Source organism: Mucilaginibacter auburnensis, assembly GCF_002797815.1.
GTDB classification, from domain to species: domain Bacteria; phylum Bacteroidota; class Bacteroidia; order Sphingobacteriales; family Sphingobacteriaceae; genus Mucilaginibacter; species Mucilaginibacter auburnensis.
On sequence record NZ_PGFJ01000002.1, the window covers coordinates 1,529,109 to 1,554,844 of the forward strand.

21 protein-coding genes are annotated in these 25,736 nt (G+C 42.5%); 14 read left to right on the forward strand and 7 right to left on the reverse strand.

Going from position 1 to position 25,736, the window contains the following annotated elements; genetic code table 11:
• Window positions 1-61 precede the first annotated feature (61 nt).
• Window positions 62-583, reverse strand: a complete 522-nt coding sequence (locus tag CLV57_RS17570) for a hypothetical protein (RefSeq protein WP_100342684.1) — start codon at window positions 581-583, stop codon at window positions 62-64.
• A gap of 265 nt (window positions 584-848) precedes the next feature.
• Here CLV57_RS17570 and CLV57_RS17575 point away from each other — a divergent pair, with 265 nt between their 5' ends.
• The gene (locus CLV57_RS17575) at window positions 849-1,127 is read left to right on the forward strand and encodes a hypothetical protein (protein WP_100342685.1); all 279 of its coding nucleotides are present in this window, start codon (window positions 849-851) and stop codon (window positions 1,125-1,127) included.
• Window positions 1,128-1,136: 9 nt separating this feature from the next.
• Here the strand turns inward: CLV57_RS17575 and CLV57_RS17580 are convergent, their stop codons facing one another.
• Window positions 1,137-1,739, reverse strand: coding sequence for a Crp/Fnr family transcriptional regulator (locus tag CLV57_RS17580; protein WP_100342686.1), 603 nt, complete (start codon window positions 1,737-1,739; stop codon window positions 1,137-1,139).
• A gap of 164 nt (window positions 1,740-1,903) precedes the next feature.
• Between CLV57_RS17580 and uvrB the strand changes: the two genes are divergently transcribed.
• The 6 genes from uvrB (at window position 1,904) to CLV57_RS17610 (ending at window position 9,620) form a co-directional block, all read left to right on the forward strand.
• On the forward strand, window positions 1,904-3,931 hold the full coding sequence (uvrB, locus tag CLV57_RS17585) for an excinuclease ABC subunit UvrB (protein ID WP_100342687.1): 2,028 nt from the start codon (window positions 1,904-1,906) through the stop codon (window positions 3,929-3,931).
• Window positions 3,932-3,986: 55 nt separating this feature from the next.
• On the forward strand, window positions 3,987-4,853 hold the full coding sequence (locus tag CLV57_RS17590) for a hypothetical protein (RefSeq protein WP_100342688.1): 867 nt from the start codon (window positions 3,987-3,989) through the stop codon (window positions 4,851-4,853).
• A 138-nt stretch (window positions 4,854-4,991) separates the two neighbouring features.
• Entirely contained in the window at window positions 4,992-5,252 is a 261-nt protein-coding gene (locus CLV57_RS17595) for a DUF4834 family protein (RefSeq protein WP_100342689.1), read from the forward strand.
• Window positions 5,252-5,527, forward strand: a complete 276-nt coding sequence (locus tag CLV57_RS17600) for a hypothetical protein (protein WP_100342690.1) — start codon at window positions 5,252-5,254, stop codon at window positions 5,525-5,527. The genes CLV57_RS17595 and CLV57_RS17600 overlap by 1 nt, the downstream gene beginning before the upstream one ends.
• An 87-nt stretch (window positions 5,528-5,614) precedes the next feature.
• Window positions 5,615-8,095: a YfhO family protein gene (locus CLV57_RS17605; protein WP_100342691.1), complete on the forward strand. Its 2,481-nt coding sequence runs from the start codon at window positions 5,615-5,617 to the stop codon at window positions 8,093-8,095.
• A 154-nt stretch (window positions 8,096-8,249) separates the two neighbouring features.
• Complete coding sequence (locus CLV57_RS17610) at window positions 8,250-9,620, forward strand: putative oxidoreductase C-terminal domain-containing protein (protein ID WP_100342692.1); 1,371 nt, start codon at window positions 8,250-8,252, stop codon at window positions 9,618-9,620.
• A gap of 75 nt (window positions 9,621-9,695) precedes the next feature.
• Here CLV57_RS17610 and CLV57_RS17615 read toward each other — a convergent pair whose 3' ends face one another.
• Window positions 9,696-11,120 carry a Gfo/Idh/MocA family protein gene (locus tag CLV57_RS17615; RefSeq protein WP_100342693.1) on the reverse strand — a complete coding sequence of 475 codons (1,425 nt, stop codon included), beginning with the start codon at window positions 11,118-11,120 and terminating at the stop codon, window positions 9,696-9,698.
• A 321-nt stretch (window positions 11,121-11,441) separates the two neighbouring features.
• Between CLV57_RS17615 and CLV57_RS17620 the strand changes: the two genes are divergently transcribed.
• Together CLV57_RS17620 and CLV57_RS17625 are read left to right on the forward strand one after the other, a co-directional pair.
• Complete coding sequence (locus CLV57_RS17620) at window positions 11,442-12,686, forward strand: glycoside hydrolase (RefSeq protein WP_100342694.1); 1,245 nt, start codon at window positions 11,442-11,444, stop codon at window positions 12,684-12,686.
• A 149-nt stretch (window positions 12,687-12,835) separates the two neighbouring features.
• Window positions 12,836-14,191, forward strand: coding sequence for a HAMP domain-containing sensor histidine kinase (locus CLV57_RS17625; protein ID WP_100342695.1), 1,356 nt, complete (start codon window positions 12,836-12,838; stop codon window positions 14,189-14,191).
• A gap of 4 nt (window positions 14,192-14,195) precedes the next feature.
• Here the strand turns inward: CLV57_RS17625 and CLV57_RS17630 are convergent, their stop codons facing one another.
• On the reverse strand, window positions 14,196-15,833 hold the full coding sequence (locus tag CLV57_RS17630; RefSeq protein ID WP_100342696.1) for an ABC transporter substrate-binding protein: 1,638 nt from the start codon (window positions 15,831-15,833) through the stop codon (window positions 14,196-14,198).
• A 132-nt stretch (window positions 15,834-15,965) separates the two neighbouring features.
• Entirely contained in the window at window positions 15,966-17,525 is a 1,560-nt protein-coding gene (locus CLV57_RS17635; protein ID WP_100342697.1) for a carboxylesterase/lipase family protein, read from the reverse strand.
• 273 nt (window positions 17,526-17,798) lie between these two features.
• Between CLV57_RS17635 and CLV57_RS17640 the strand changes: the two genes are divergently transcribed.
• Both CLV57_RS17640 and CLV57_RS17645 read left to right on the forward strand, forming a co-directional pair.
• On the forward strand, window positions 17,799-19,043 hold the full coding sequence (locus tag CLV57_RS17640; RefSeq protein ID WP_100342698.1) for a sensor histidine kinase: 1,245 nt from the start codon (window positions 17,799-17,801) through the stop codon (window positions 19,041-19,043).
• A 95-nt stretch (window positions 19,044-19,138) separates the two neighbouring features.
• Window positions 19,139-19,558, forward strand: a complete 420-nt coding sequence (locus CLV57_RS17645) for a PH domain-containing protein (protein ID WP_100342699.1) — start codon at window positions 19,139-19,141, stop codon at window positions 19,556-19,558.
• Between the two features lie 49 nt (window positions 19,559-19,607).
• On the opposite strand, the gene CLV57_RS17650 is transcribed toward CLV57_RS17645, so the two are convergent.
• Window positions 19,608-20,279 carry a hypothetical protein gene (locus CLV57_RS17650; protein ID WP_100342700.1) on the reverse strand — a complete coding sequence of 224 codons (672 nt, stop codon included), beginning with the start codon at window positions 20,277-20,279 and terminating at the stop codon, window positions 19,608-19,610.
• Window positions 20,280-20,747: 468 nt separating this feature from the next.
• On the reverse strand, window positions 20,748-23,567 hold the full coding sequence (gene uvrA, locus CLV57_RS17655; RefSeq protein ID WP_100342701.1) for an excinuclease ABC subunit UvrA: 2,820 nt from the start codon (window positions 23,565-23,567) through the stop codon (window positions 20,748-20,750).
• A gap of 302 nt (window positions 23,568-23,869) precedes the next feature.
• Here uvrA and CLV57_RS17660 point away from each other — a divergent pair, with 302 nt between their 5' ends.
• From CLV57_RS17660 to nth, 3 genes are all read left to right on the forward strand, one after another.
• Window positions 23,870-24,454, forward strand: coding sequence for an RNA polymerase sigma factor (locus CLV57_RS17660; RefSeq protein WP_100342702.1), 585 nt, complete (start codon window positions 23,870-23,872; stop codon window positions 24,452-24,454).
• A gap of 242 nt (window positions 24,455-24,696) precedes the next feature.
• Window positions 24,697-24,891: a hypothetical protein gene (locus CLV57_RS17665; protein ID WP_100342703.1), complete on the forward strand. Its 195-nt coding sequence runs from the start codon at window positions 24,697-24,699 to the stop codon at window positions 24,889-24,891.
• A gap of 87 nt (window positions 24,892-24,978) precedes the next feature.
• Window positions 24,979-25,734 (forward strand): endonuclease III, encoded by a 756-nt coding sequence (nth, locus tag CLV57_RS17670; RefSeq protein WP_100342704.1) that lies wholly within the window; start codon window positions 24,979-24,981, stop codon window positions 25,732-25,734.
• Window positions 25,735-25,736 lie beyond the last annotated feature (2 nt).

The following is a 25,736-nucleotide window of genomic DNA, read 5'->3' on the forward strand; positions in this document are numbered from 1 at the left end:
CCCCATCCGTATATATGCGTTTGATTAAGTAGTTCCAGGCAATGGTAAACTTTTCCATTTATCAGCTTAAAAAAACTATAACCATCAGCATATATATGCCCGACCCACGTTCATGCACCCGCCGGAAATAAAATGTCTTGTTTTTTGAGAAGTTGTTGACTATATACATGTCAGGCTGACTATAAAACATATAATAATCTTCCATGTAGATCAAATGCCAACTGTCAGCCTTTTTTTTGAAAACCGCCATTGATGGATAGTTTTCGTCCCAACCCAGCGTGCAAATCATTTCCTCTCCCGGCTCTCCATCTAAATCAGTAAAAATTGGGTTCAACAAGCCAGGTTTATTCTTGTCCAGATTTTCCTCATGGGCTGGAATATAGATTACCCGAGGTTTAATTATGGCCTCAAGTTCCTTTAATATGGAAGCATTGTTTTGTTTATAATTGTATCTCCTCACCTTCTCAATCCATGTGGATGGAATTTTGACATCTAAGCGAAAATCGTGCTTATCGTTTTTTTGCGCTATCGCATCAATTGCAAAAAATAAAATAACAAAGGGAAAAAGAAATGCGCGGTTCATGGTGTAGTACTATGCAACTAATTTAACAAAAGTTTTCCACGTGTAAGTTAACCAGTGACTTTTATTTAAGGGCATCACAATTCGGCATCTTTATTTTCCACACCCCACTTTCTTGACAAATGTCAACACTTCCCAACGCCAACACCACGACCTTTGATAAAAAAGAAAGCAATGAAAAACTTAGCACAATTACTGGAAGGCAGCTTATTAAAAATATGGAACGAGCGCGACGAAGCTATCAGACTACAAGAGATAGCCCACGTATATGCAGCAGATATCGCTTTTTTATGAATCGAATGATGGGGAAGCCATCATTGGACACGAAGCCATTAACAACCTGATCAACAAACTACAGGCTCAATGGCCACTCGACTTTAAATTTGAATTGGCGGAACCCGGCAGATCAAATCATGATATTCAGCAAATTTCATGGCGCTTAGGTGTGCCCGGTCAGCCTGCGGTCGCAACCGGAATGGATGTGGCCATGATAGCCGACAACAAAATAAAGGGTTTGTATTTGTTAATGGATGCTCCGGCCAATTGAGGCAGCAAACTATTTATTCCTGAGTACTTGTTTGCGTACCCGGCTTAAGGTCTCGGGCGAAAGCCCAAGGTAAGAAGCGATCATAGCCTGCGGGAAGCGCTGTAAAAACTCAGGGTAAGTTTCCATAAGCGTTTGATAGCGTTGGGCCGCATTTAAACTGATAGCGCTATGAATACGCTTTTGCGTAGCAATTGCCGATTTACGGTCAATTTCTTTAACCATTGCTTCAACGGCCGGCACTTTTTGCATAAGTGTCTGCATAGCAGCGTGCGTTACTGTTAAAGCTTCGGTATCTTCTAATACGTCTATGTTGTAAATGGATGGCTGCTGTAAGTTATAGCTCTCGTAATCACCAAGCCACCACTGCTCAATGGCAAACCTCACAATATTTTCCTGCCCGTCTGCGTTGATGCTATACATTCGCCCTGCGCCCGCTGTTATGAACGACATATACTTGCAAACTTCATTAACACGCAATAGGTATTCTCTCTTTTTAAACGACCGGGGTTTAAAAGCGTCTGTTATTAACGCGCGCTCTGCATCGTTTAATTGCAAAGCTGATCTATTAATGATGTAATCAAAAAGTGGCTGGTACAACTTAGCCTCCGTCATAAAATAAAATGGATTTGGGCTAAAAATAGTAAATGTTTAGATCCTTCCTGACATACCCTTGTCACTCCCCTACTGTTTCTTTGAACATTACACCGTCAAAATGTGTTGTAACTAATCGGCGGTCAATGATTAACTAATCACTAATCGCTATTTTTGTAATTAGCATGGATTTTAAACTCACCTCGCAATATAAACCCACCGGAGATCAGCCCGGAGCCATCAAACAACTGGTAGAAGGCGTTAACAGCGGCGAAAACTATCAAACCCTGTTAGGGGTAACCGGTTCCGGTAAAACTTTTACCGTGGCCAATGTTATTGCGCAAACACAAAAGCCTACGCTCATTTTGAGCCATAACAAAACTTTGGCCGCGCAGTTGTATGGCGAGTTTAAACAGTTTTTCCCCGAAAACGCGGTGAATTACTTTGTATCCTACTATGATTATTACCAGCCCGAGGCGTTCATTCCTACTACCAACACCTATATTGAAAAAGACCTTCAAATAAACGAGGAGATTGAAAAGCTGCGTTTACGTACAACCTCAGCTTTAATGAGTGGCAGAAGGGACGTGATTGTGGTATCGTCTATTTCCTGCATTTATGGTATGGGTAATCCGGAAGACTTCGCAGCGTCGGTATTTAAATTTGCGGTGGGTACACGCATAAGCAGGAATGCTTTTTTACACCGTTTAGTTGAGATACTATACGCCCGCACCACTGCCGATTTTAAGCGCGGAACTTTCCGGGTAAAAGGCGATACGGTAGATATTTTCCCGCCGTATATGGATCACGCCTATCGCATTTCGTTTTTTGGAGATGATATTGAAGAGCTAAGCGCATTTGATATTGGCACGGGCAAAACCATTGAAAAGATGACCCACATGGTGGTTTATCCGGCTAACCTTTACGTGGCACCGCGCGACAGGTTCAAGCAATCTATCTGGGCCATACAGGAAGAACTGGAAACCCGCAAAAAACAATTTATTGGTGATGGCAGGTTTTTAGAGGCAAAACGCCTGGAAGAACGGGTTAACTACGATCTCGAGATGATACGTGAGCTGGGTTACTGCTCGGGTATTGAGAACTACTCCCGCTTTTTTGATGGGCGCGAACCAGGTGCAAGGCCGTTCTGTTTGTTAGACTACTTCCCGGATGATTACCTGATGGTGATTGACGAGAGCCACGTTACCGTACCACAGATACGGGCCATGTATGGCGGCGACAGGTCGCGTAAAATATCATTGGTTGATTATGGTTTCCGTTTGCCTGCTGCTATGGATAATCGCCCGCTCAACTTTCAGGAGTTTGAGCGTTTGGCGCCGCAAACCATTTATGTAAGCGCAACGCCTGCCGATTTTGAGTTGGAAAAATCTGGTGGTGTGGTGGTTGAGCAGGTAATACGCCCAACCGGCTTGCTTGACCCTTTAATTGATGTGCGCCCGGTTATCAACCAGGTAGATGATTTGCTTGACGAGGTAGATAAAACCATCAAGCAAGGCGACCGCGTACTGGTTACCACTCTAACCAAACGAATGGCGGAAGAATTGGCCAAGTATATGGATCGTTTGGGCATAAAGTGCCGCTACATTCACTCGGAAGTTAAAACACTGCAGAGGGTGGAGATACTGCGAGATCTGCGCCTGGGTGTGTTTGATGTATTGATAGGTATTAACCTTTTGCGGGAGGGTCTGGATTTACCAGAGGTATCATTAGTAGCCATTTTAGATGCGGATAAGGAAGGCTTTTTGCGTTCGGAGCGTTCGTTGATACAAACCATTGGCCGTGCAGCCCGTAATGATCGTGGCCGGGTTATAATGTATGCCGATAAGATCACCGACTCGATGCAGATCACTATTGACGAGACGAGTCGTCGCCGTGAAAAACAAATAGCTTACAACGAGGAGCACGGCATTGTGCCGAAAACGGTAGGCAAATCAAAATCTGAAATTATTGAGCAAACATCGGTAGTTGATTTTCAGGGAGGTGTGCAGAAAGCTTACGTGGAAGAAGATGTGCTTACGCTTGCTGCGGATCCTATTGTTCAGTACATGAGCAAAGCTGATCTGAAAAAATCTATCGACAACACCAAAAAAGACATGCTGGCCGCCGCCAAAGACATGGACTTTTTACGTGCCGCCAAACTGCGCGACGAAATGTTTGCATTAGAGAAAATGATGGAAGAGAAGTTTGGGTAAGCTTACTGCTTTTGAGTATATTAGCCGTAGTTAGACAACGCCGTAGTTAGACAACATGGTAAATAAACAGAAGTTAGCGCACCCTGCTTTTATACTGGCCGTATTTTTATTGTTGCTTAATGATTGGCTTCTTAAACAAACTTTTGGGAATAGCTTAACTGGAAAACTGTCAGACGTAACCGGTTTGTTCGCTTTTCCGTTTTTCTTTGCTGCGCTATTTACAAGATTTACAAAGACTGCTTACCTGCTTACGCTTGTTGGTTTTCTGTTTTGGAAAACCCCCTTTGTTCAACCACTCATATTAGTACTTAATAATCTTGGTTTACCTGTGCACCGGGTTGTTGATTATACAGATTATTTGGCACTGATTGTTTTGCCGCTATCCTACTATACTTTTAGCAAGGCCGGCAGCCATTTTTTAAAACCATTGCTGTTAAATTTACTGGCTTGTATTGCCTTGTTAACTTTTGGAGCCACCAGCATGCCGCCGGGTAAATACACGCAATGGGGTGCTATTAATAAAACGTATGCCTTTCCATTTTCAAAACGCGAATTGGTTTCAAGGATAAACGCGCTTCAGTTAGAATATGTACGTGATATGGATAAATACCTCCATTTTCAAAATGAGGGTTTAATTTTCAACAGCAAAAACAACACATTTTATTACTCCTCAAAATACAATGACAATTTAGACACCATTGCGCGAATTTTAGATTATAAGCTCATCAACGAAAAAGACACTATTCGATTAAGAACAACTCACGCTGATATTATCATTGAAGGCGACAGCACGAGTTCTCAGCTTAAACTGATAGCCTTAAAGAGATATGTACGCAAAACTGAAAAGTCAGATCCTCAACAGAAAAGTGTGCAATTGTTTGAAAAGTGGGTAATTAAAAAAATAAACAGATATAGCAGATAACGAAATGCCAGATTATTTAAAGTTACATTTCGCTGATGTAACAATCCCCTTTTACCCAACATCAAACAACTGTGTAAAATCATAATGAACCATTTTACACGTTATAGTGTTATATTTGTTGTTTAAACCGCATAAAGCATGTTTTTACGTTTTCTGATAATTTGCATACTTTTATTATATGTTGTAAGGCTATTGTTCCGCTATTTGGCACCTATACTTTTTCAAAGTTTGGTTAACAAAGCGCAGCAGGGTCAGCAAAACTATGGTCGCCCCAACCAGGCGAATAATAACCCGACCGGTCGTATCAAAATAGATTATATACCCGAAGAAGCCACAAAAAGCAAAGTACCCGATACTGAAGGCGATTTTGTTGATTACGTAGAAATTAAAGAAAAGTAATGATACCTGAAGAACTATACAAGCGCAGGCGCAGGCATGATAACACGCCGGCTTCTATGGTTTTGATCATTACCAACTACATTGTTACTACTATACTTTTTACCTCAATCAATGCTACCAGCTGGTTTTTTTATGTGGTTTTAGCCGGTTTAGCTGTATACAATTATTTCACTATCCGCCGTAATCTAGAAGAGTACACCCGCGTAAATATTATTGCTTATATAGTAGGCTGGGCCGGTATTGTGCTGCTTTTCTTCCTTACCCGAAAAATGTAAAACAAATCCTTTTTGTTGTTACAGTTCCAATTATGCTGTAAATTTCTATTTTTGGGCGTTACAATTAATTCCAATTTAAGCAAGTAAATGAATAACTGGTTCAAGCGCAATGGCATTCACTTTGCCATTATCGGCATATTTTTTATAATGTGCTTTGTTTACTTTACGCCTGCGTTTCAGGGTAAAGTGTTAGGCCAAAGCGACGTAACCGGCGCGCAATCTACCCAAACAGAAATTAATGCCTATAAAGAAAAAGGCGAAACTATATTATGGACTAACCAAATATTTGGCGGCATGCCCGTTTTCCAGATATGGGTTCCATACACCAACAACATCACCAGCCACGTAATAACTGCGCTTAAAACGGTGTTCCCTAACCCTATTGATACGGTTATGATATTGTTGGCAGGCGCTTACTTCCTGTTTATTGTTTTACGCCTTAACCCATGGCTGGCAGCTGCCGGCGCAGTAGCGTTTACCTTCTCGTCATACAATATAATATATATAGTAGCCGGTCACTCCAACCAAACGTTTGCCATAGCATTTTTTGCGCCTATACTGGCCAGCATAATTTTAACGCTGCGCGGCAAGCATGTTTTAGGCGGGGCCTTAACAGCTTTCTTTCTGGCGATGGAGATACGCGCCAATCACCTGCAAATGACTTATTACCTGATGCTGGCCGTGTTTATACTGGTAATAGTTGAGGTTGTATACGCGGCAAGAAACAAAATCTTACCTGCGCTGCTAAAATCAACAGGCTTTTTAGTAGCTGGCTTGTGCATTGCAGTTGCAGTTAACGCATCTATGTTATGGAGCAACGCTGAATATGCTAAAGAAACCATCCGTGGTAAATCAAACTTAACTTCAACCACTAAGGAACCTAACAATGGTTTAGCTAAAGATTACGCTTATGAATACAGCCAGGGCGTAGCGGAATGCTTTACATTTCTAATACCTAACGCTTATGGCGGTGGTTCGGGCACTGAAACTATTGATCAGAACTCCAACATTACAAAAGCTTTTACAGCCAAGCAAATTCCCGAAGAGGAAGCCGTGAAATACGCTACGCAGATCAGTAACCAGTTTCCTGGCTTCAGCACGTATTGGGGTAATAAAACCTTTACCAGCGGTCCGTGGTATTTTGGTGCGGCCATTTGCTTCCTGTTTGTTTTAGGCTTGATCATTGTTAAAGACCGCCTCAAATGGTGGATACTGGCAACAGTAATATTGACCATGTTCTTGTCTTTCGGTCGTAACTTCCCTTATATTTCCGACCTTTTCTTTAACTATTTCCCGCTGTACAATAAATTCCGTGCGGTTGAGTCAATATTGGCTGTTACCATGTTGTGCTTCCCTATATTGTCGATATTGGCAATAAAAGAATTAACGGAAAATACAGATAAAAAAGCGCTGCAGAAAAGTGCATTATTATCACTTTACATTACTGGTGGCCTTGCTTTACTATTTGTAATATTGCCGGATGTTATACTGAATTTCCGCGCTCATGACCAGGCTGAAGGAACTACAGCATTGGCACAGGCTTTACAAGGTGATAACAACCTTGCCTCAGCGGTATCAAACGGAATTGTGCAAGATCGTATCAGCCTGGCACGTGCCGACGCTATCAGGTCATTGATATTTGTGGCACTGGCGTTTGGTATTGTATTCGCTTACATCAAACAAAAAATTAACGTAACTATACTTTCTGTTGCTGTTCTGGCTTTGGTATTGGTGGATTTATGGCAAGTTGATAAACGTTATTTGAAGAACGAGAATTTTGCAGAAAAGCAACTATCCAACAAACCTGAGCCCCGTGAAGTTGACACGTTTATAGCGCGTGACCCTGATCCCAACTTCAGGGTGTTTGATGCGACGGTTAATCCTAAGGTTGACTTTATGAATCCTTTCTTTCATAAATCATTCAGTGGATATTCTGCCGCGCGTTTAAAACGTTTTGAGGAACTGTTAGATAATCAATTTAGCCGTAGCGTAAATCAGGATGTGTTAGACATGCTGAACGTTAAATACATTATTACCGGCAACCAGCAAACGCAGGCGTTAAGCATGCAAGCCAACAGTACTACCTGTGGTAATGCATGGTTTGTAAAAAGCGTTAAATATGCTAAAAATGCTGATGAAGAAATGAAAGCCATCAGCAGTTTTGACCCTAAATTGGAAGCTATTGTTGATGAACAATACAAAACTTTAATAGGTGACAAAACCACTTTTGCAGATGGGTCAACAATTAAGCTTACAAGCTATAATCCCGATCATTTGGTTTATCAAAGTGGTACAACGGCTCCTCAAATAGCCGTTTTCTCTGAGATATTTTATGATAAAGGCTGGACCATGCTGATTGATGGTAAAGAATCACCATACTTCCGTGCCAACTACTTATTGCGTGCCGCGCAAATACCGGTGGGTAACCATAAAATTGAGTTTATCTTCCACCCTGCGTCTTACTATACAGGTGAAGGTATTTCGCTTGCCGGCTCTGTTTTATTAGTATTAGCCATTGGTGCAGCAGGATATATCGAAACTAAAAATAAGGGCATTAAAAAAGCTTAAATAAAAAAGTTTATAAAAAAAGCCGCTTCAATTTTTGAAGCGGCTTTTTTGTTTAGCTGGGTTACGTTGATACCTATAAAAATGTACATTTGCTTAAACCCTGGCAACGAACTTTGTTAGCCAAAAAATAATTCCAATTACACCTGATACAATAATGAAGTTAAGATCTGTTTTAATGATGACCGCTTTGTTTGCGGCCTGCTCGCCTAAAAAAGATGATAAGTCGGCTTTTTCTGTTCACCTGATCACTGTTGATCCGGGACATTTCCACGCTGCGCTGGTTCAAAAAAGCATGTATCCTGAAGTAGATACCGTTGTACATGTTTACGCACCGGAAGGAGACGACCTGCAACAACACATGGATAGAATACATGCCTACAACACGCGCGAAGAAAACCCAACAGAATGGAAGGAAAAAATACACGTAGGCACGCATTTTTTCGATGAGATGTTAGAGCAGAAAAAAGGAAATGTTGTAGTGTTGGCAGGTAACAATCAAAAGAAAACCGATTATATAAAGCGCTCTGTTGACGCCGGATTAAATGTACTTTCTGACAAGCCCATGGCTATTGATGCAACGGGGTTTGAAACACTAAAGAGTGCATTTGAAAGCGCTAAGAAAAATGATGTATTGTTGTACGACATTATGACTGAGCGGTATGAAATTACTACAGTATTGCAACGCGAACTTTCTATGTTGCCGGAGGTTTTTGGCACCCTGGAACAGGGAACACCGGAAAATCCGGCAGTAACCAAAGAAAGCGTTCACCATTTTTACAAATATGTTTCGGGAAATGTATTGGTGCGCCCAACTTGGTTTATGGATGCAGCACAACAGGGTGAAGGCATTGTTGATGTAACAACCCACCTGGTAGATCTGGTACAATGGGAGTGCTTTCCTGAAAAAGCTATAGATTATAAAAAAGATATTAGGCTGCAGAGTGCTAAAAGATGGCAAACAGATATGACCTTGAGTCAGTTTAAAACTATAACCGGCGTTAATCAATTTCCTGATTTTCTTAAAAAGGATATTGTACAGGACAGCGTTTTAAAAATATACTCAAATGGAGAGATCAATTACACCATTAAAGGTGTACATGCTAAGGTGTCTGTAACATGGAATTATAAGGCGCCTGAAGGTACTGGCGACACGCATTTCTCTACTATGCGCGGCACCAAAGCAAATCTTTCTATAAAACAGGGAGCTGAACAGCAATACAAACCCGAGCTTTACATTGAACAAGCTACCGGCCAAGCTCCTTTAAACGAGCAGGTATTACAGCAGCAGATTGAGAAACTACAAGCTAAATACCCGGGCATAGCGTTAAAGAAAGTTAAAAATGGCTGGTGGGTTACCATTCCTGATAACTTTAAAGAAGGCCACGAGGCGCACTTTGCCCGTGTTATGGAAAAGTTTTTGGAGTATTTTAAAAACAAGAACATGCCTGCATGGGAAGTGCCAAACATGTTAGCTAAGTATTACACTACTACCGCCGCTTTAGAACTGGCGAAGAAGAGTAAATAAGCAACATAGCAAATTGATAACAAAAAAGCGCCGCAACTATAATTGCGGCGCTTTTTTGTTATTCACTAAATTATATTAAGCCTTAATGTAACTTGTGCCATACGGATATCGCTGCGGACGAGACAGTAACTTGTTAGCTTCGGCATTATTAACAAACATTTCTTTTTTAGGATCAAAAACTAATTTCCCAGGCAACTTCATAGCCGCGTGTGCAACCAAACAGGCGCTGCACGATCGGTGAGCCACTTCAACCGGACTAATATTAGGCTTTTTGGTTTGGATGCTTTCTATCCAGTTGCTGTGCTGCTCAGCACTCTCATATAATTTGATCTGATTGGGTTTTATTACCGCGTTAGCAATGGCCGCGCTACTGGCCTCAAAGGCAGGCACTTTTGCCGATGCAGGATCAGAGGCGCTTACCTGCGAATCTCCGCGTGATACGAACACCCAGCCTTCTGTACCTTCAAAACGCAATCCGTTAGGAAACTTATCGCTCACAATTACTTTCACATCATTTCTGTACTGCATGGTTACTTCAAAATCTCCGTGTACATTCCAGAAACCTTTAGTTGGGAACTCGGCAGTAGCCTCTGCAGACAATGGCCCTGAATATTCGGTGTCCATTGCCCAATGTGCAATATCTAAATGATGCACCCCCCACCCGGTTATCATGCCTGCACCGAATTGCTCGCAACGCAGCCAGCCCGGCCTCGCCGTAACAGAATTTTGCGGATGCGCTCTGTCTTGCGTATAATAAACATAAGGCGTTGAACCCAGCCACATATCATAATTAAAGTTGGCGGGTATTGGCATTTCAGTTGCTATACCACCTGCAGGATCACCGGGCAGGCCCACTTTAATAGTGTGCAACTTTCCTATGTAGCCATTACGCACTAACTCACACGCCCGTTTAAACTGCGGCCAGGGGTCAATGGAACGTTGTTGACTTCCTAATTGAAACACCACACCTGTTTTGCTGATAAAATCGCTCATCTGCCTACCTTCCTCAATAGTAAGCGAAGTAGGTTTTTGACAGTAAATATGTTTACCGGCTAAAGCCGCCTCAACCGCCAACTGCGCGTGCCAATGATCGGGCGTGCTGATCATCACGGCATCAATATCTTTATTAGCCAACAGGTCGCGATAATTTACATAGGTTTTAACGTCCATGTAGTTATCCTTGTTGGTGCTTTTGGCATACTCCTCTTCTATAAACTTTTTGGTACTGTCAATCCGTTTAGTATCCAGATCGCATATAGCCATAATACGGGCATCGGCTATTTTTAAGGTTGATGGGAGATCATGCACCCTCGCTATACGGCCGCAACCAATTTGCGCCACATTAATTTTGTTGCTGGGCGCGGTTTTGCCGAATACCGTTGAGGGAACAATAGTTGGGAAACCACTCAACAATAAACTCCCTGCGGCAAGCTTACCTGTCGACGCTAAAAATTCGCGGCGCGAAAACGCTCCCGCCTCCTTATTTTCATCATTTTCCATATTATATATTTAGTTAAATTGGGTAAACCTCTGGTAAAAGCACTTTAGAAAAATAGTCAGGCATCTATACACCTAACGCATTATCGGCCTTGGTTATAAAATCAGGTTATTAAAATTTGCGCCTTAGCGCTAATTGGTTGCTCTAATATAAATTATAGTTTTTTAAAGGATCCATTTACATTTTGAAAAGCATATTTTCATAGCAAAAAATCTTACGAAATCGCATTCGTATCTTTTTTTTTACAAAGTTTTTTTTGTATATATATTTACTGCTGGACCAACCATCCACCTAAAACAAAACCAATTTTAAACAACTCATAAATGAACAAATTTTCTGTTTTCGTACTCATTGCCGCTGCCTTTCTTTTTGGATGTAAAAAATCAAAAACTGCTGAGCCTCCTTCTACAGCCGAAATCAGCTTAGGTGGTGCAATAAGTGCTACCGCGGGTGTAACCGGAATGGCTAATGTAGATGCCAATACATCACAACAAAACATCAGTGGTTTTGGCGGGGCAAGTATATTGCAGTGGCGCGGGGATCTTACAGCTGCGCAAAGGCAAAAGCTTTTTTCACCCGTTGATGGTTTAGGTTTTAGTGCTTTGCGGGTACGTATACCCAATTCCGCCGCTGATTTTGCTGCCGAAAAGCCAACAATTGATGCTGCAAAATCATTTGGGGCTAATGTTATAGCCACTGCATGGTCGGCACCCGCATCTATGAAAACCAACAATAACATTGTTGGTGGCAAGCTAAAAACAAGCTCATATGCAGATTACGCGGCCTTTTTAAAAAGCTATGTTACTGCTGTGGGTGGAGTAACAGCAATAAGTCCTACTAATGAGCCCAATTACGGCGTGGATTACGAATCAATGTCGATGACAGCTGAAGAGGTAGCTGATTTTGTAGCCGCACAAGGCGAAAACGTTGGCGCCCCTGTTATGGCACCCGAACCCTTTAATATGAGCCAAACTTATATTGGTACTTATTTAGCTAATGCTGCTGCCAACGCAAAAACAGCTTATATAGCAGGGCACATTTACGGCACTCCTCCTACCGCATTTACACCGGGTAAAGAAATTTGGATGACAGAGCATTATACCAATAACAACGATGGTAATGATTGGGTTGGTGCTTTAAGCGTAGGTAAAGAAATTCATGATTGTATGACAGCCGGCTATAGCATGTACGTTTGGTGGTACATGTGCCGTTACTACGGGTTAATGAGCGAAACAAGCGACACGCCAACCAAACGGGGATACGCCATGGCACAATTCAGCAAATGGATACGTCCGGGGTTCCGTAAAATTGCTTCAACGGCCACACCACAGTCTAACGTATTTCTGAGCGCCTACAAAAGCGGCTCAAAACTGGTGCTGGTAATTATCAATTTTAACAGCAGCATGGTGGCGCAACCCATTGGCTTGACCGGGATTTCGGCAACAGGCTTTAATCGTTATTATACCGATGCTAACAATAATTTGAAAGCCAGTAATTTTACTATTCCCGGAAATAATTTCATTATAAACCTGGCTCCGCTTAGTGTAACAACTTTGGTTTCTATGTAATGATTTTATACATGGCTGTCTGTTATAAACAAGCAGCGGCCATGCAATAATATTATATAGGCAATATTTTGTAAATTTAAGTAAAATATGCTATTTAGCTTATTGTATTTGCCTGTTCAAATTATTGGCCCTTTGCCGGGAGTGTGTTTATGCCAGTATCAAAAGTTTCGCACGGTTTATTTGCCTTTAAGAAATTAAATGCACTCTGGCATGACTTAATAGGTAGCCCGGACCATTTCTCTTTAGAAAGCCGCATATTTCATTCAATAGCTATCGGTATAGTTATACTGGCCGCAATTTATGTACCTTATAATTTTTTTGCAGGCCTGCGCATTGCTTCACTGTCAGGCGTAGTGTTTGTGCTGGTGTTTTCGTGGCAATTATATGCTTCAAGAATTAAAGGCAGGCAGCACAGCAGCATAATATTTGCGCTCACAGGAATCATCATTTTTTCAGTTAATTACTTTAGCAATGCAGGCATCAACGGCTCAACAGATCTGATATGGCCCGCGTATTTACTGTTGGTTTTCGCTGTTGCGCCTTACCGGCAACAAACATTTTGGCTTACGGTATACATAGCTTGCTTTTTTATTTTACACGTTTTAGAATACCGTTACCCTCAATGGGTACACTATCCTTTTGCACCCGGCAACGGACAGTTCATTGACAGGGTAACGGCTTTTCCAATTCCGGCTATTGCTATTTACATCACTATAAAATTTATCAGGCGCAGTTATGATAAAGAGCGGCATCAGGTAAATGAAAAAGCAGCGGCTATTGAAGTGCGCAACCAACAGATATTACAGCAAACCGCACAACTGGAGCTGGCTAATGCCGAAAAGAGTAAGCTCATGTCCATTATATCGCATGATTTGCGTGCGCCGCTGGTAAACATACAAACCTATCTGGAGCTATTAAATAATGAAGACATAGAACCTTTGCAACGTTCCAAGTTTGAGAAGGATCTGCTAAGTGCAACGCGTACTACCATGAATATGCTATCTAACGTATTGCAATGGTCAAAAACGCAAATGGATGGCACTGTTGTTAGCCTGAAAAACATTAACCTTAGTCAAACCCTGCAAAGCACCTTTGATCTGGAAAAAATGATGGCTAAAGCTAAAGGCTTAACATTTCAATACAACATTCCACCCAATATAACTATAATAGCCGATGCTGATATGTTGCAATTAGTGGTACGTAACTTGACCAATAATGCCATTAAGTTTACACCTGCGGGAGGAAGCATTACAATTGAGGCCCAACAACAATTAAACGATTGCCGCATAACGGTTAGCGACACCGGCAAAGGCATACCTGCAGATAAGATGAGCTCCATATTTACGCTTAATGCGCAACCCACTTTTGGCACCAATAACGAACGGGGGGCAGGTTTGGGCCTGTTGCTTTGTAAAGAGTTTACTGAACGGCAAGGTGGACGAATTAGTTTTGAGAGCAGCACCGATAAAGGCTCTCGCTTTTTTGTTTTTATGCCGATGGCTTAGCGCATCACTCCGCTTTTTTAACCCTTTTTAACGTAAGCTGATTTTGCGCGTTGGTACTATAGCCTGATATTTTATTTTGATACAGGTTTACGCGCTTATCATAATACAAAACCACCACCGGAGCTTTTTCCAATATCAAATTATCCATTTGCTGGTAAATGGCATGGCGCTGCGCATCATCTTTTACATGATAGGATGCGTCATATAATTTATCAAATGCCTTATTGTTGAAACCAGTGTAATTGGGGCCAAACGGTATTTTGTTTTTGGAATAGAAAACCGAAAGGTAATTTTCGCCATCCGGGTAATCTGCTATCCAGCTTCCGTAGAAAAAGTTAATACCGTTTTTGGCTATCATTTCGCGCAAGCTGGCGCCGTGCATTACCTCCACATTGGTTTTTATACCAGCTCGCTCTAACTCGCCTTGCACAAACTCTATCAGGTTATGGTAGGCCACTGTGCTATTGAGTTGAATAACCGGCATATTTCTGCCATTAGGATAGCCAGCCTCGGCCAGCAGTTTCTGGCACTTTGCAGGATCATAACTGTAGCCGTTAGTTTTATCGGCATCAAAACCGGGCATACCTTTGGGTATAAACCCCTCCTCGCCGGGGGTGGCTAAGCCGTTACGCAGGTATTTTATCAGGTTACGTTTATCAATAGCATAATTAATGGCCTGCCTCACCTTCAATTTGCGCAAGGGCGAGTTTTTTACAATAGCCAGATTGGTATCAACCAGCATACCCAAATACGCGGTATTTAAAAACGGACCGGTACTCAATTGGAATTTACCCTTATATTTTGTGGTGATATGCCCAGCTTTGGTAAGGATATCATCGCGATAGCTACCGTCAATATCATTCAGAAAATCAAGATTGCCTTTCATGAACTCCAGAAACGAGGTTTGCTTATCATCAATAAAGCCTGCCTGCACAGCATCCAGATAAGGTAGTTGATTGCCTTTGGCATCATGCTCAAAATATTTTTCGTTTTTGAGCAGCACCAAGGTCTCTCCCTCTTTCCAATACTTAAACTTAAACGGACCGGTACCTACCGGATGGCTCCTAAAATCTTTGCCATAAAAATCAACTACTTCATGCGGCACAACCGAGCAGTATTGCGCTGTAAGCATGCTTATAAAAGGCGCGAACGGCTGGCGCAGCTGTATACGAAAAGTAGTATCATCAACAGCCTGGAAGGCTTCTTTACAGGTTACCTTGTCACTAAATATCCATGAGCCGGATGATGCCACCTTTGGGTCTATCAGGCGGGAAAAACTGTAAGCAAAATCGGCAGCGGTTACTTTACGGCCTATACCGTTTTTGAAGTGTTCATCGTCATGAAAAAAAACATCATTGCGCAGGTGGAAGATATACGTTTTACCATCGGGGGATATTTCCCATTTTTTAGCTATTGCCGGGATGGTTTGCAGGCTATCATCAATCTGCACCAGTCCGTTATACAACTGGTTATCCATCCAGATGGTGTTACGGTTACGGCAAAAGGCAGGGTCAAGCGAGGTTAGACCCTCGTCGAGGTTGAGCTTGAATACCGTTTTGTTATCCTTTTTACCCGATGGCCCACATGCAGATAGCAACATTACCAACACCAACGCGCATAGAAAACCGGTAAGCCTGTTCATTAAAGCTAATATAGCTAAAATAGTTACCCGCGACTGGCTAAGGCATAATTAATGACAATAGCTTAACAGGTGTTCGTTCGTTTTCCTGCCGAACACTTTTGAAACAACCGAACACCTGTTAAAATATCCTTGTTACTTCTGGCTATTAGCCCAGGTCTCTCCCTCAGGTGTGCGTCTCCACTTAAAGTAACCGTCAAGTACTTTCAATGCATCAGCACTTGGTACCGGGCCTGCTTTTAGTGTTTGCGCGAAGTACATTACGGTGTTACCGCCTTTCGGATCATACACGGGCCATTTAGGCATACCGGCACCGTTAGGGTCGCCGTATTTAGCAAAGTTGGTCCAATAGGTACCCATAGCATCAGATATGGTTGCATCTGTAGGCGTGGCCTGCGCACTGTTAGGGTTGAGCGTGCCGAAAACATAAGCCACTTCCTGCCCGTGTGGTGAGCCTTGCCCTTCGCGTGGTGAACCGGCAGGATATTGAGGGTGCTGATCAAAATAATAATAAAACACTTTTGATTTGCCCCGGTTAGCTACCAAATTAGCCCATGCCCATGTTTGCCAGCCAAAAGCTGCATCGCGGGCCAGATCGCGCGCGGTTTTTTCAACTTTACCGTTACCTGCCGGATAGGCTTTTATCAGCTCATCGGCAAACTTACCGTAGCGGCCCTTTACGCCTGCAATATAGTCTTCGGGTGTTTTTGGTGGCGAAAAGCTCAGGCCCTCGTCTGAATTATAACCCACCAGTATAGGTGTTTCGTTGTATTTACCGGCCTCATACAGTTTATGCTGATCATCCGGAATTACTTTACCATCAACAATAGGCCATGCCAAACCACGCACCGCAGGCAGTTTATCAGCAGGCAGCTTGCGTAAGTCGGCTATTGAGTTGTAGCCGGCTCCCTTAACGTATGCATCGCCTGATGCCTCGGCATCTTTTAGTTTGCGCATATTCTCGCCAGGGAAAGTTACTACCCTTGACGGCCCGAAAGAACCGCCACTCTCTGATATAGCTCCCTGAAACAAGCCTTTAGCCAACGGTGAGGCGCACAGCTGACTAACCGCTATACCCCCTGCTGATTCGCCGAAGATGGTTACCTTATTAGGGTCGCCGCCAAAGGCCGCTATGTTTTTCTTTACCCATTGCAGGCCGGCAATCATATCCAGCAAACCGTAGTTGCCTGATACCTTATCCGGGCTTTCGGCACTCAGCTCGGGGTGCGCTAAAAAGCCCAATTGGCCTACACGGTAGGCTATTGTTACCAGCACCACTCCTTTTTTAGCCAGCTTCTCACCATTGTAATTCGTTTCTGATGTGGCACCTGCATTAAAGCCTCCGCCATATATCCATACCAAAACAGGCACTTTTTCATTAGGCGCTTTGGCAGGTGTCCATACGTTCAGGTATAAGCAATCTTCGCTTTTGCCCGATGGGATGTTGCCCCCTTGTATGGGGCCGGGAGCAAACTTGTCGGCCACTTTTACGCCTGTCCACTTAGCAGCAGGTTGCGGGGCTTTCCAACGCAGGTCGCCTACAGGTGGTGCAGCAAATGGCACGCCTTTAAATATGGTCAATCCGGCTTCGGCGGTGCCTTGCAGTGTTCCTTCGGCAACTTTTACAGTGGTTAGCTGCGCATAGGTGAACGTGGCAGATAATATCAGCGTAAATAAAGTGGCAAAACGTTTCATGTGGTGGTTATGTATTGGTTTATCCAAAAGTAGTAATTTGATAGCAGCTATTTAATAAGTTAGCGCATTTAGTTATAAGGCCTTTTTACTGCAGGTGTTCGTTCGTTTTCCCTTCCAAACACTTTGAAACAACCGAACACCCCTTGCCAAAAGCAGCGTATTTAACGCGGAAAGCATATTATATTTTGGGTATAAAAAACATAAACATATTAACGTTGTTCCCGTACAAGTTTGCTTGTACATTGCCTGTATATTCTTTTATATGGATATTTTATGCCGAATCCAAATACCCCTCACAACCACACAGTAGCCTGCGGTACGGCATGCCATAAACCAGCTGCACCGCCACACGAAACATTGACCACACAGGTAAAAGAGTTTTTTACCGGCTTGTTTGACACCGCCAATTGGCCACCGCGCTGGCATTGCGGCAGCTGGACAGATTTTCATGGCTGGCTATATATTGTGTCTGACCTAATGATATGGGCGGCTTACTTTGCCATTCCTATTCTATTATATCGCATTGTATCAAAACGCAAGGACCTCCCATTTTTAAAGCTGTTTTGGCTATTTATTGCTTTCATTTTGCTTTGCGGCTCAACCCATCTGCTAGATGCCATTATATTTTGGTGGCCCGCTTACCGCCTTAGTGCGCTAATACGTTTTGTAACAGGCATTGTATCTATAAGCACGGTTTTTATTCTTCACAGAACCTGGCCCATGATCAATAACCTGAGAACGCTTACACAATTAGAAGCCGAAATTGAGGAACGTAAAAAAGCCGAAGCGGAGGCACGTCAGCACCAGATACAAAAGGAAAGCGCACAGGAGCTTGCCCTCCGGAAAGAAGAATTTATGAGTGTAGCCAGCCATGAATTGAAAACACCCATTACCAGTGTTAAAGCATCTTTACAGCTCATTGAGCGCATGGTGGCCCTCGAAGAAAAATTGCAAAGTGTTGAGCCTTTGGTTAAAAGGGCGTCAAGGCAGGTTGATAAGCTAACCGGCATTGTTAAAGACCTGTTAGACGTTACCCGCATACAGGAAGGCAAACTTGAACTGTTTCGTTCAGAATTTGTTCTGGCAGATTTGATTGCCGAGAATATTGAACAGTGCCAACCTACCGAAAGCAAACATGAAATAACCGTAAGCGGCGATGCGCAGTTAACGGTTTTTGCCGACCGTAACCGCCTTGACCAGGTTTTGTGTAACCTGCTTACCAATGCCATTAAATACTCTCCGGATGCTAACCGCATAGATATACGGTTTGAAGCCTTGCCTGATGGCGGCTTAAGGTTGGCGATAGCTGATTATGGCATTGGCATACCCGAAGATCAGATACAAAACGTGTTTGACAGGTTTTTCAGAATAGAGCACACATCGCAGAACTTTTCGGGACTTGGCCTCGGGCTATTTATTTCTTCGGAGATCATTAAAAGACACGGCGGCCAAATGGGTGTAGAAAGTGAACTGGGCAAAGGCTCAACCTTTTGGTTTATTTTACCACGCCTTAGTTAGCTAATGGCAGTTGTAATGCCTGAACAGGGTGTTCGTTTGTTTCAAAGTGTTGCAGGGATGAAACAAACGAACACCCCAAATCATTATCTTGCATTATGAACATAACCAAAACCTACCCATCAAAAATTGATACCTGGCTTGTGGTGCTATTAGCTGCAATTTTTTTGCCGCTGATGGCTCTTCCTTTCTTTACCGGCGACTGGATGACCATGTTCTTCATGGTACCACTAACTGCATTCATTATCCATATGTTTTTGAACACTTACTATACCATTGCAGGCGAAATATTAACGGTGAAGAGTGGTTTTGTGGTTAATTTGGCCGTAGATATTATGGCGATAAGAAAAATTGAAGAGACCAATAACGTCATCAGCTCGCCTGCTACCTCGTTAGACCGCCTGGAGATTATCTACAACAAATTTGATTCGGTTATTATCTCACCCGAAAATAAAGCCGGTTTTATAGCTGATATTTTGGCCATTAATCCTAATGCGGAAGTGAAGTATAAAAATTAAGTGTTCGTTTGTTTCAAAGTGTTTCGCTCCTGAAACAAACGAACAGCAATTAATCTACACACAACCCATCATCCTTAGGGTTGGTGAATGACCGTTGCCTGCTAACCAACCTAACTGATCCATCCTGCCTAACCTCATATATTTCAGAAAAATAAGGATGATCACATCCAAAAGCCTTGTAGGAAAACAAATGAACTTCATAAGCGCCATTCTTTTCTTTTGCGTAAGACGCTTTAGGTTTTTCACCTACATACCTGAAGCTTTTCGCATTGAAAAAATCCTCAAACGCAGCAAATGCCAGGTTATAAAGCGTGGCATACGCCAAGGCTTCTTCTTGCGATGATATAGGTGCATAGAATTTTTTAACTTCCTGCCTGTTGTTAAGCATCACATATCCGGTGTCTGTTTTAACTATAACTTTTCTTGCCGATGGAAAAAACCCACCCTGTACCCAATCTGTATCTCTGCTTACCGGTTTGCCCTTTGGGTCAAAAAGCAGTTGGGAAGTAAATGCAACCGGATAATTTGGTTTTAAATTACCAAGATAGTTATGTGCTTTAAAAATATGTCCAACATTGAATTGCTTATATAACTTATTATAAACATTAGTATCAATGTGCTTTGTAGGCAGGTAGTTAACTTTATCTTCGGAGAATTGGCATGCATTCACCAAAATCAAAGCGAAAAGTATAACTATGTAATGCAAGCAGTTTTTAGGCATAATGTATAGGTTTATGCCAATATACTTATTTATAGTTATACTTAATAACTGCTAATACATATCAGTTAAAAAAATTAAATTTTTTTAAATACCCCTCCTACCAGCACACCTACAGGGTAAATGGCAGCCATTGCGTGGATAAAGTGCAACTGTGTGTTTTATGTTTGCGTAGGGGTGTTCGTTCGGTAGAGAAGTGAAACAGTTTGAAACAACCGAACACCTTAAAATGATGCTGTAAAGCTATGATGAGGGTTATGCCCAATACAAATATACAGAAAATTATTGATTTACAAAGGATTATCTTTAATTGAAGATAATATTCAGTGTTCGTTTGTTTCAAAGTGTTCGGATAATGAAACGAACGAACACCTATACCAAACCGATCTCTATAAAGTGTTGGTTGGTTGAAGTGTCGCGGAGATGAAACAAACGAACATCCTTAACTAATCACCGATCTCCAATCACTAATCAACTAACACCAAATCTCTCCTTTAAAAACTGACCTGTATAGCTACCCTCCACTTTTATCAGATCTTCTGGCAGTCCTTCAAACACCACCTTACCGCCTCTGTCGCCACCTTCCGGACCGATGTCTATCACCCAATCGGCGCATTTAATAACGTCCATATTGTGTTCAATCACAATAATGGTGTTACCTTGTTCCAGCAGGGCATCGAATGATTTTAGGAGTTTTTTGATATCGGCAAAGTGCAAGCCTGTGGTAGGTTCGTCAAAAATAAAAAGTGTTTTTTGCGTGTTGTTGCCCTTCACCAAAAACGAAGCCAGCTTGATACGTTGCGCCTCACCACCCGATAGCGTGTTGGATGATTGCCCTAATTGCACATAGCCTAAACCAACATCATACAGCGGGCGTATTTTTGCCAGTATCTTATTCTCTTTGGCGAAGAACTCTAACGCATCCTCAATGGTCATGTCCAGCACATCACTTACATTCTTTTCGTTGTAAGTAATGTCAAGAATGTGTTGTTTAAAGCGTTTGCCGCCGCAGGTTTCGCAGGTCAGGAAAATATCAGCCATAAACTGCATCTCTATTTTCACCTCGCCTTCGCCCTGGCAAACATCGCAACGGCCACCCTCTACGTTAAAGGAAAAAGCCGAAGGTTTTAGTCCGGCAGCTTTAGCCGCAGGCTGGGCGGCAAACAGGTTACGGATATCGTCCCATGCCTTAACATAGGTAACCGGATTAGAGCGCGATGAACGGCCAATAGGGTTTTGATCAACCAGCTCTACCTGCTCAATTTTGTTGTAATCGCCTTCTATACTATCATACGCTCCGGTTTGCTCGCCGGTATAATTGCCCATTACCTTTTGCAGCGCAGGGGCAAAAATGCGCTTAACCAAACTGGTTTTACCAGACCCTGAAACGCCTGTAACCGCCGTAAATACACCTAACGGAAATTTAGCCGTTACATGTTGCAGGTTATTTTCGCGCGCGCCTTTAATCTCAATAAAATCATTCCATTTACGGCGTTTGGCAGGTATGGCTATTTCTTCTTTTCCGCTGAGGTATTTTCCGGTAAGGCTTTTATCATCGGCTATAATTTGGTTGTAAGTACCTGTAAAGATTAGCTCACCGCCATGGCTGCCGGCTTCCGGGCCAATATCAATAATATGATCGGCGGCTTTCATTATCTCTTCTTCGTGCTCTACCACCAAAACGGTGTTACCCACGTCACGAAGCGATTTCAAAACAGTTATCAGTCGCTGGGTATCACGGGGGTGCAAGCCAATGCTTGGCTCATCCAGCACATAAACCGAACCTACCAAACTACTACCTAACGAGGTTGCCAGGTTAATACGCTGCGATTCACCCCCCGACAGTGTATTTGATAAACGGTTAAGGGTGAGGTAGCTCAATCCCACATCATTTAAAAAGCCTAAACGGTTGGTTATTTCTACCAGCAGACGCTTAGCAATTTTGGCCTGCGTTTCGTTAAGTTCAAGCGAGCTAAAAAACTCATGCGCTTTATCCAAAGGCATCAGCACAATATCGGTGATAGACTTATCAGCAATTTTTACATAGCTGGCATCGATGCGCAGACGGCTACCCTTACAATCCGGGCAAGTAGTTTTGCCACGATAGCGCGACAGCATTACCCGGTACTGTATCTTATAGGTCTGTGTCTCCATTTCGCGGAAGAAATCATCCAGTCCGCGGAAGTACTTGTTACCTGTCCATAACAGGCGTTGCTGCGCCTCGGTTAGCTGGTTATATTGGCGATGGATAGGGAAATCAAACTTTAGCGCATGCTTGATCAGTTGATCGTTCCACTCGCGCATCTTCTCACCTCTCCACGGAGCAATAGCACCCTCGTAAACCGTTTTACTTTTGTCGGGGATAACCAGGTCTTCGTCAATGCCTATCACCTTACCATAGCCCTCGCAGCGTTTGCAGGCACCATAAGGGTTGTTAAAGCTGAAAAAGTTAGGCGAAGGCTCTTCAAAGCGGATACCATCCAGTTCAAAACGGTCGCAGAAGAAGTGTTCTGTTTCAGGTGTTTCATCCTGTTTCGAACGAACATAGCAATCGCCCTTCCCTTCAAAAAAAGCAGTTTGTATTGAATCGCCTAAACGACTTATGGTTTCATCGGTTTCGTCTTTGGTAACACGGTCAATTACAATACGCAGGCTATGGTCTATGGTCAATGGTCCATGGTCCATAGATGTATCTTCTAAAAGTGCCTCAATCCGCTGAATACTACCATCCAGTTCAACACGTACAAAGCCTTTCTGCATCAAAACAGCCAGCTCTTCTTTTATACTGCGGTTGTTATGCGGATGCAATGGGCAAAGTATAGTTACCTGCGTATCATTGGGCAGCGCCATTATAAAGTTGATCACATCGGTAACCGTATCTCTTTTCACTATCCCGCCCGATACCGGCGAAAAGGTTTGGCCAATGCGGGAGAAAAGCAGCTTCAGGTAATCATATATCTCGGTAGAAGTACCAACGGTTGAGCGTGGGTTGGATGTAATAACTTTTTGCTCAATGGCTATAGCAGGTGCAATACCGCGGATGTAGTCAACATCGGGTTTGTTCATGCGGCCCATAAACTGGCGTGCATAAGCCGAAAGGCTCTCCACATAGCGGCGCTGGCCCTCGGCGTAAAGCGTATCAAACGCCAGCGAAGACTTGCCCGAGCCCGACATGCCTGTTACCACCACCAGTTTGTTTTTAGGGATGGCAACATCAATGTTTTTAAGGTTGTGTACGCGGGTACCCTTTATTATGATGTGTTGTTTAGGATCTTTATCTGCTTCCGTCATGTGTTTATTCAGTCGATAGACCATTGTCCATAGTCGATGGCACTCAACCAACTACTGTGCCATGGTCTATGGTCTATGGACCATGGTCTGATTTCAAAACGCAAAAATCCTAAAATATTTAGCAGAAACCAAATAACAGCATAAGTCAAAATTTATTATGACGAAAAAAAATTATTTGCTTTTTCAAACTAAATTTATTTTATTTGAAGTAAGTAATTAAACAAACTGAGAGGAGAAAAGTCTATAGAATAAAGCTATACTAAAAAATTTAAGCTAATTAATTTAAAGTAGTAGTGATATCTATGGATTTTCAATTGCAAAGTGATCAGGATTTAATCCATCTGTACGTAAACGGCGAAGAGGGAGGATTGGTTGAGCTTATCCGCCGTTATCAAACCAAAATTTATACTTCTATATATCTTCTTGTAAAAGACGACTTTCTGGCCGAAGATATTTTTCAGGATACTTTCATCAAAGTTATAAATACGCTTAAAGCGGGTAAATACAACGAAGAAGGTAAGTTTTTACCTTGGGTAACCCGTATTGCGCATAACCTGGTTATTGACCATTTCCGCCGCGAAAAGCGTGCGCCTATGGTGAGCAATGGCGATGACTTTGATATTTTTGAAGTATTGGGTAATTATGATGAAAGTATGGAGGACCGAATGGTGCGCCAGCAAACGCATAAAGACCTTAAATCATTAATACAACTGCTGCCATCAGAGCAGAAAGAAGTTTTAATTATGCGCCACTTTGGCGATATGAGCTTTAAAGAGATAGCCGACATTACTGATGTAAGCATTAACACCGCCTTAGGCCGTATGCGTTATGCCCTTAATAACCTGCGCAAAATGATGCTTACCAAAGAATTGAGCCTTAAGAATTAAGATTAATATGTTGTGATTTGCGAGTATAAGCAATCCCGTTTTCCGGGATTGCTCCGCTCGTTTACAAGTTCATGCCTTTAATTAAAACTACTGCAGCAAAAACCCCGGCGTAACCGGGGTTTTCATGTTTTAAACAGCCTTTTTAAAACATGAAAAAATTTCATTAAAATTTCATCTTTTTATAAAATAATTAAAACACGCCGGCGTTATACATCGTATAATAATTAATCAACAAAATGCTTATGGGTGAAACCTTTACTTTTTTAAAAGCTGTCGATAATCAAAACGAGGGAGATAAGATGAAAACAACAGAAAATTTAAGTGCAGATGATGTACTGTTTTATCATTCGCTTCGTGCAGACCTGGAAACTTTAGCTAAAAAGCCCAAACTGCAAACCATCCATTACCTGCTTGACTATTCAAGAAGCCTTAGGTAATCAGATCAAAGAAGATAGCATGGGTCCGGAGATGTGGTTGAATTCATGTCCGGACTTTTTTTATTTTAGCGCCTCGTTATACCACACATGTTACGCTCAGAACGTTACCGTCATTTTATTGAATATTTCTCCAAAAATAAGCCCAACGCCGAAACAGAGCTGCATTACGGCAACCCGTTTGAACTGCTGATAGCGGTAATACTATCGGCGCAATGTACCGATAAGCGCATTAACCAGATCACCCCTGCCCTGTTTGAGCGTTTTCCAACGCCCGAAAGCTTAGCTGCATCAAGTGTGGAAGAGATATTCGGCTACATACGTAGTGTTAGCTATCCTAACAATAAGGCCAAGCATCTGCTGGGTATGGCTAACGTTTTAGTGAACGAGTTTAACGGACAAGTACCTTCAGATATTGATAACCTGCAAAAAATGCCTGGCGTGGGCCGTAAAACGGCTAATGTTATTGCATCGGTAGTATACAACGCTCCTGCTATAGCTGTTGATACGCACGTATTCAGGGTAGCTGACCGTATTGGCCTTACCACCAACGCCCGTACCCCTTTGGCGGTTGAAAAACAACTGGTAAAGCATCTGCCCGAAAACACATTGGCTATTGCGCATCATTGGCTGATATTACATGGCAGATACATTTGCGTGGCACGCAGCCCTAAGTGTGAAATTTGTCCGCTTACGTGGTTTTGCCGCTACTATGAGCGCACACATACCGAAAAAGCCCTGCTAAAAGCCGAAGCCGCCAAATTTAAGAAAGCCGAAATGGCCAAAAAGAAAAAGGCGCTCAAGATAATGGAGAAGGAACTCATTAAACGAAGCGTAAAAGAATAAAT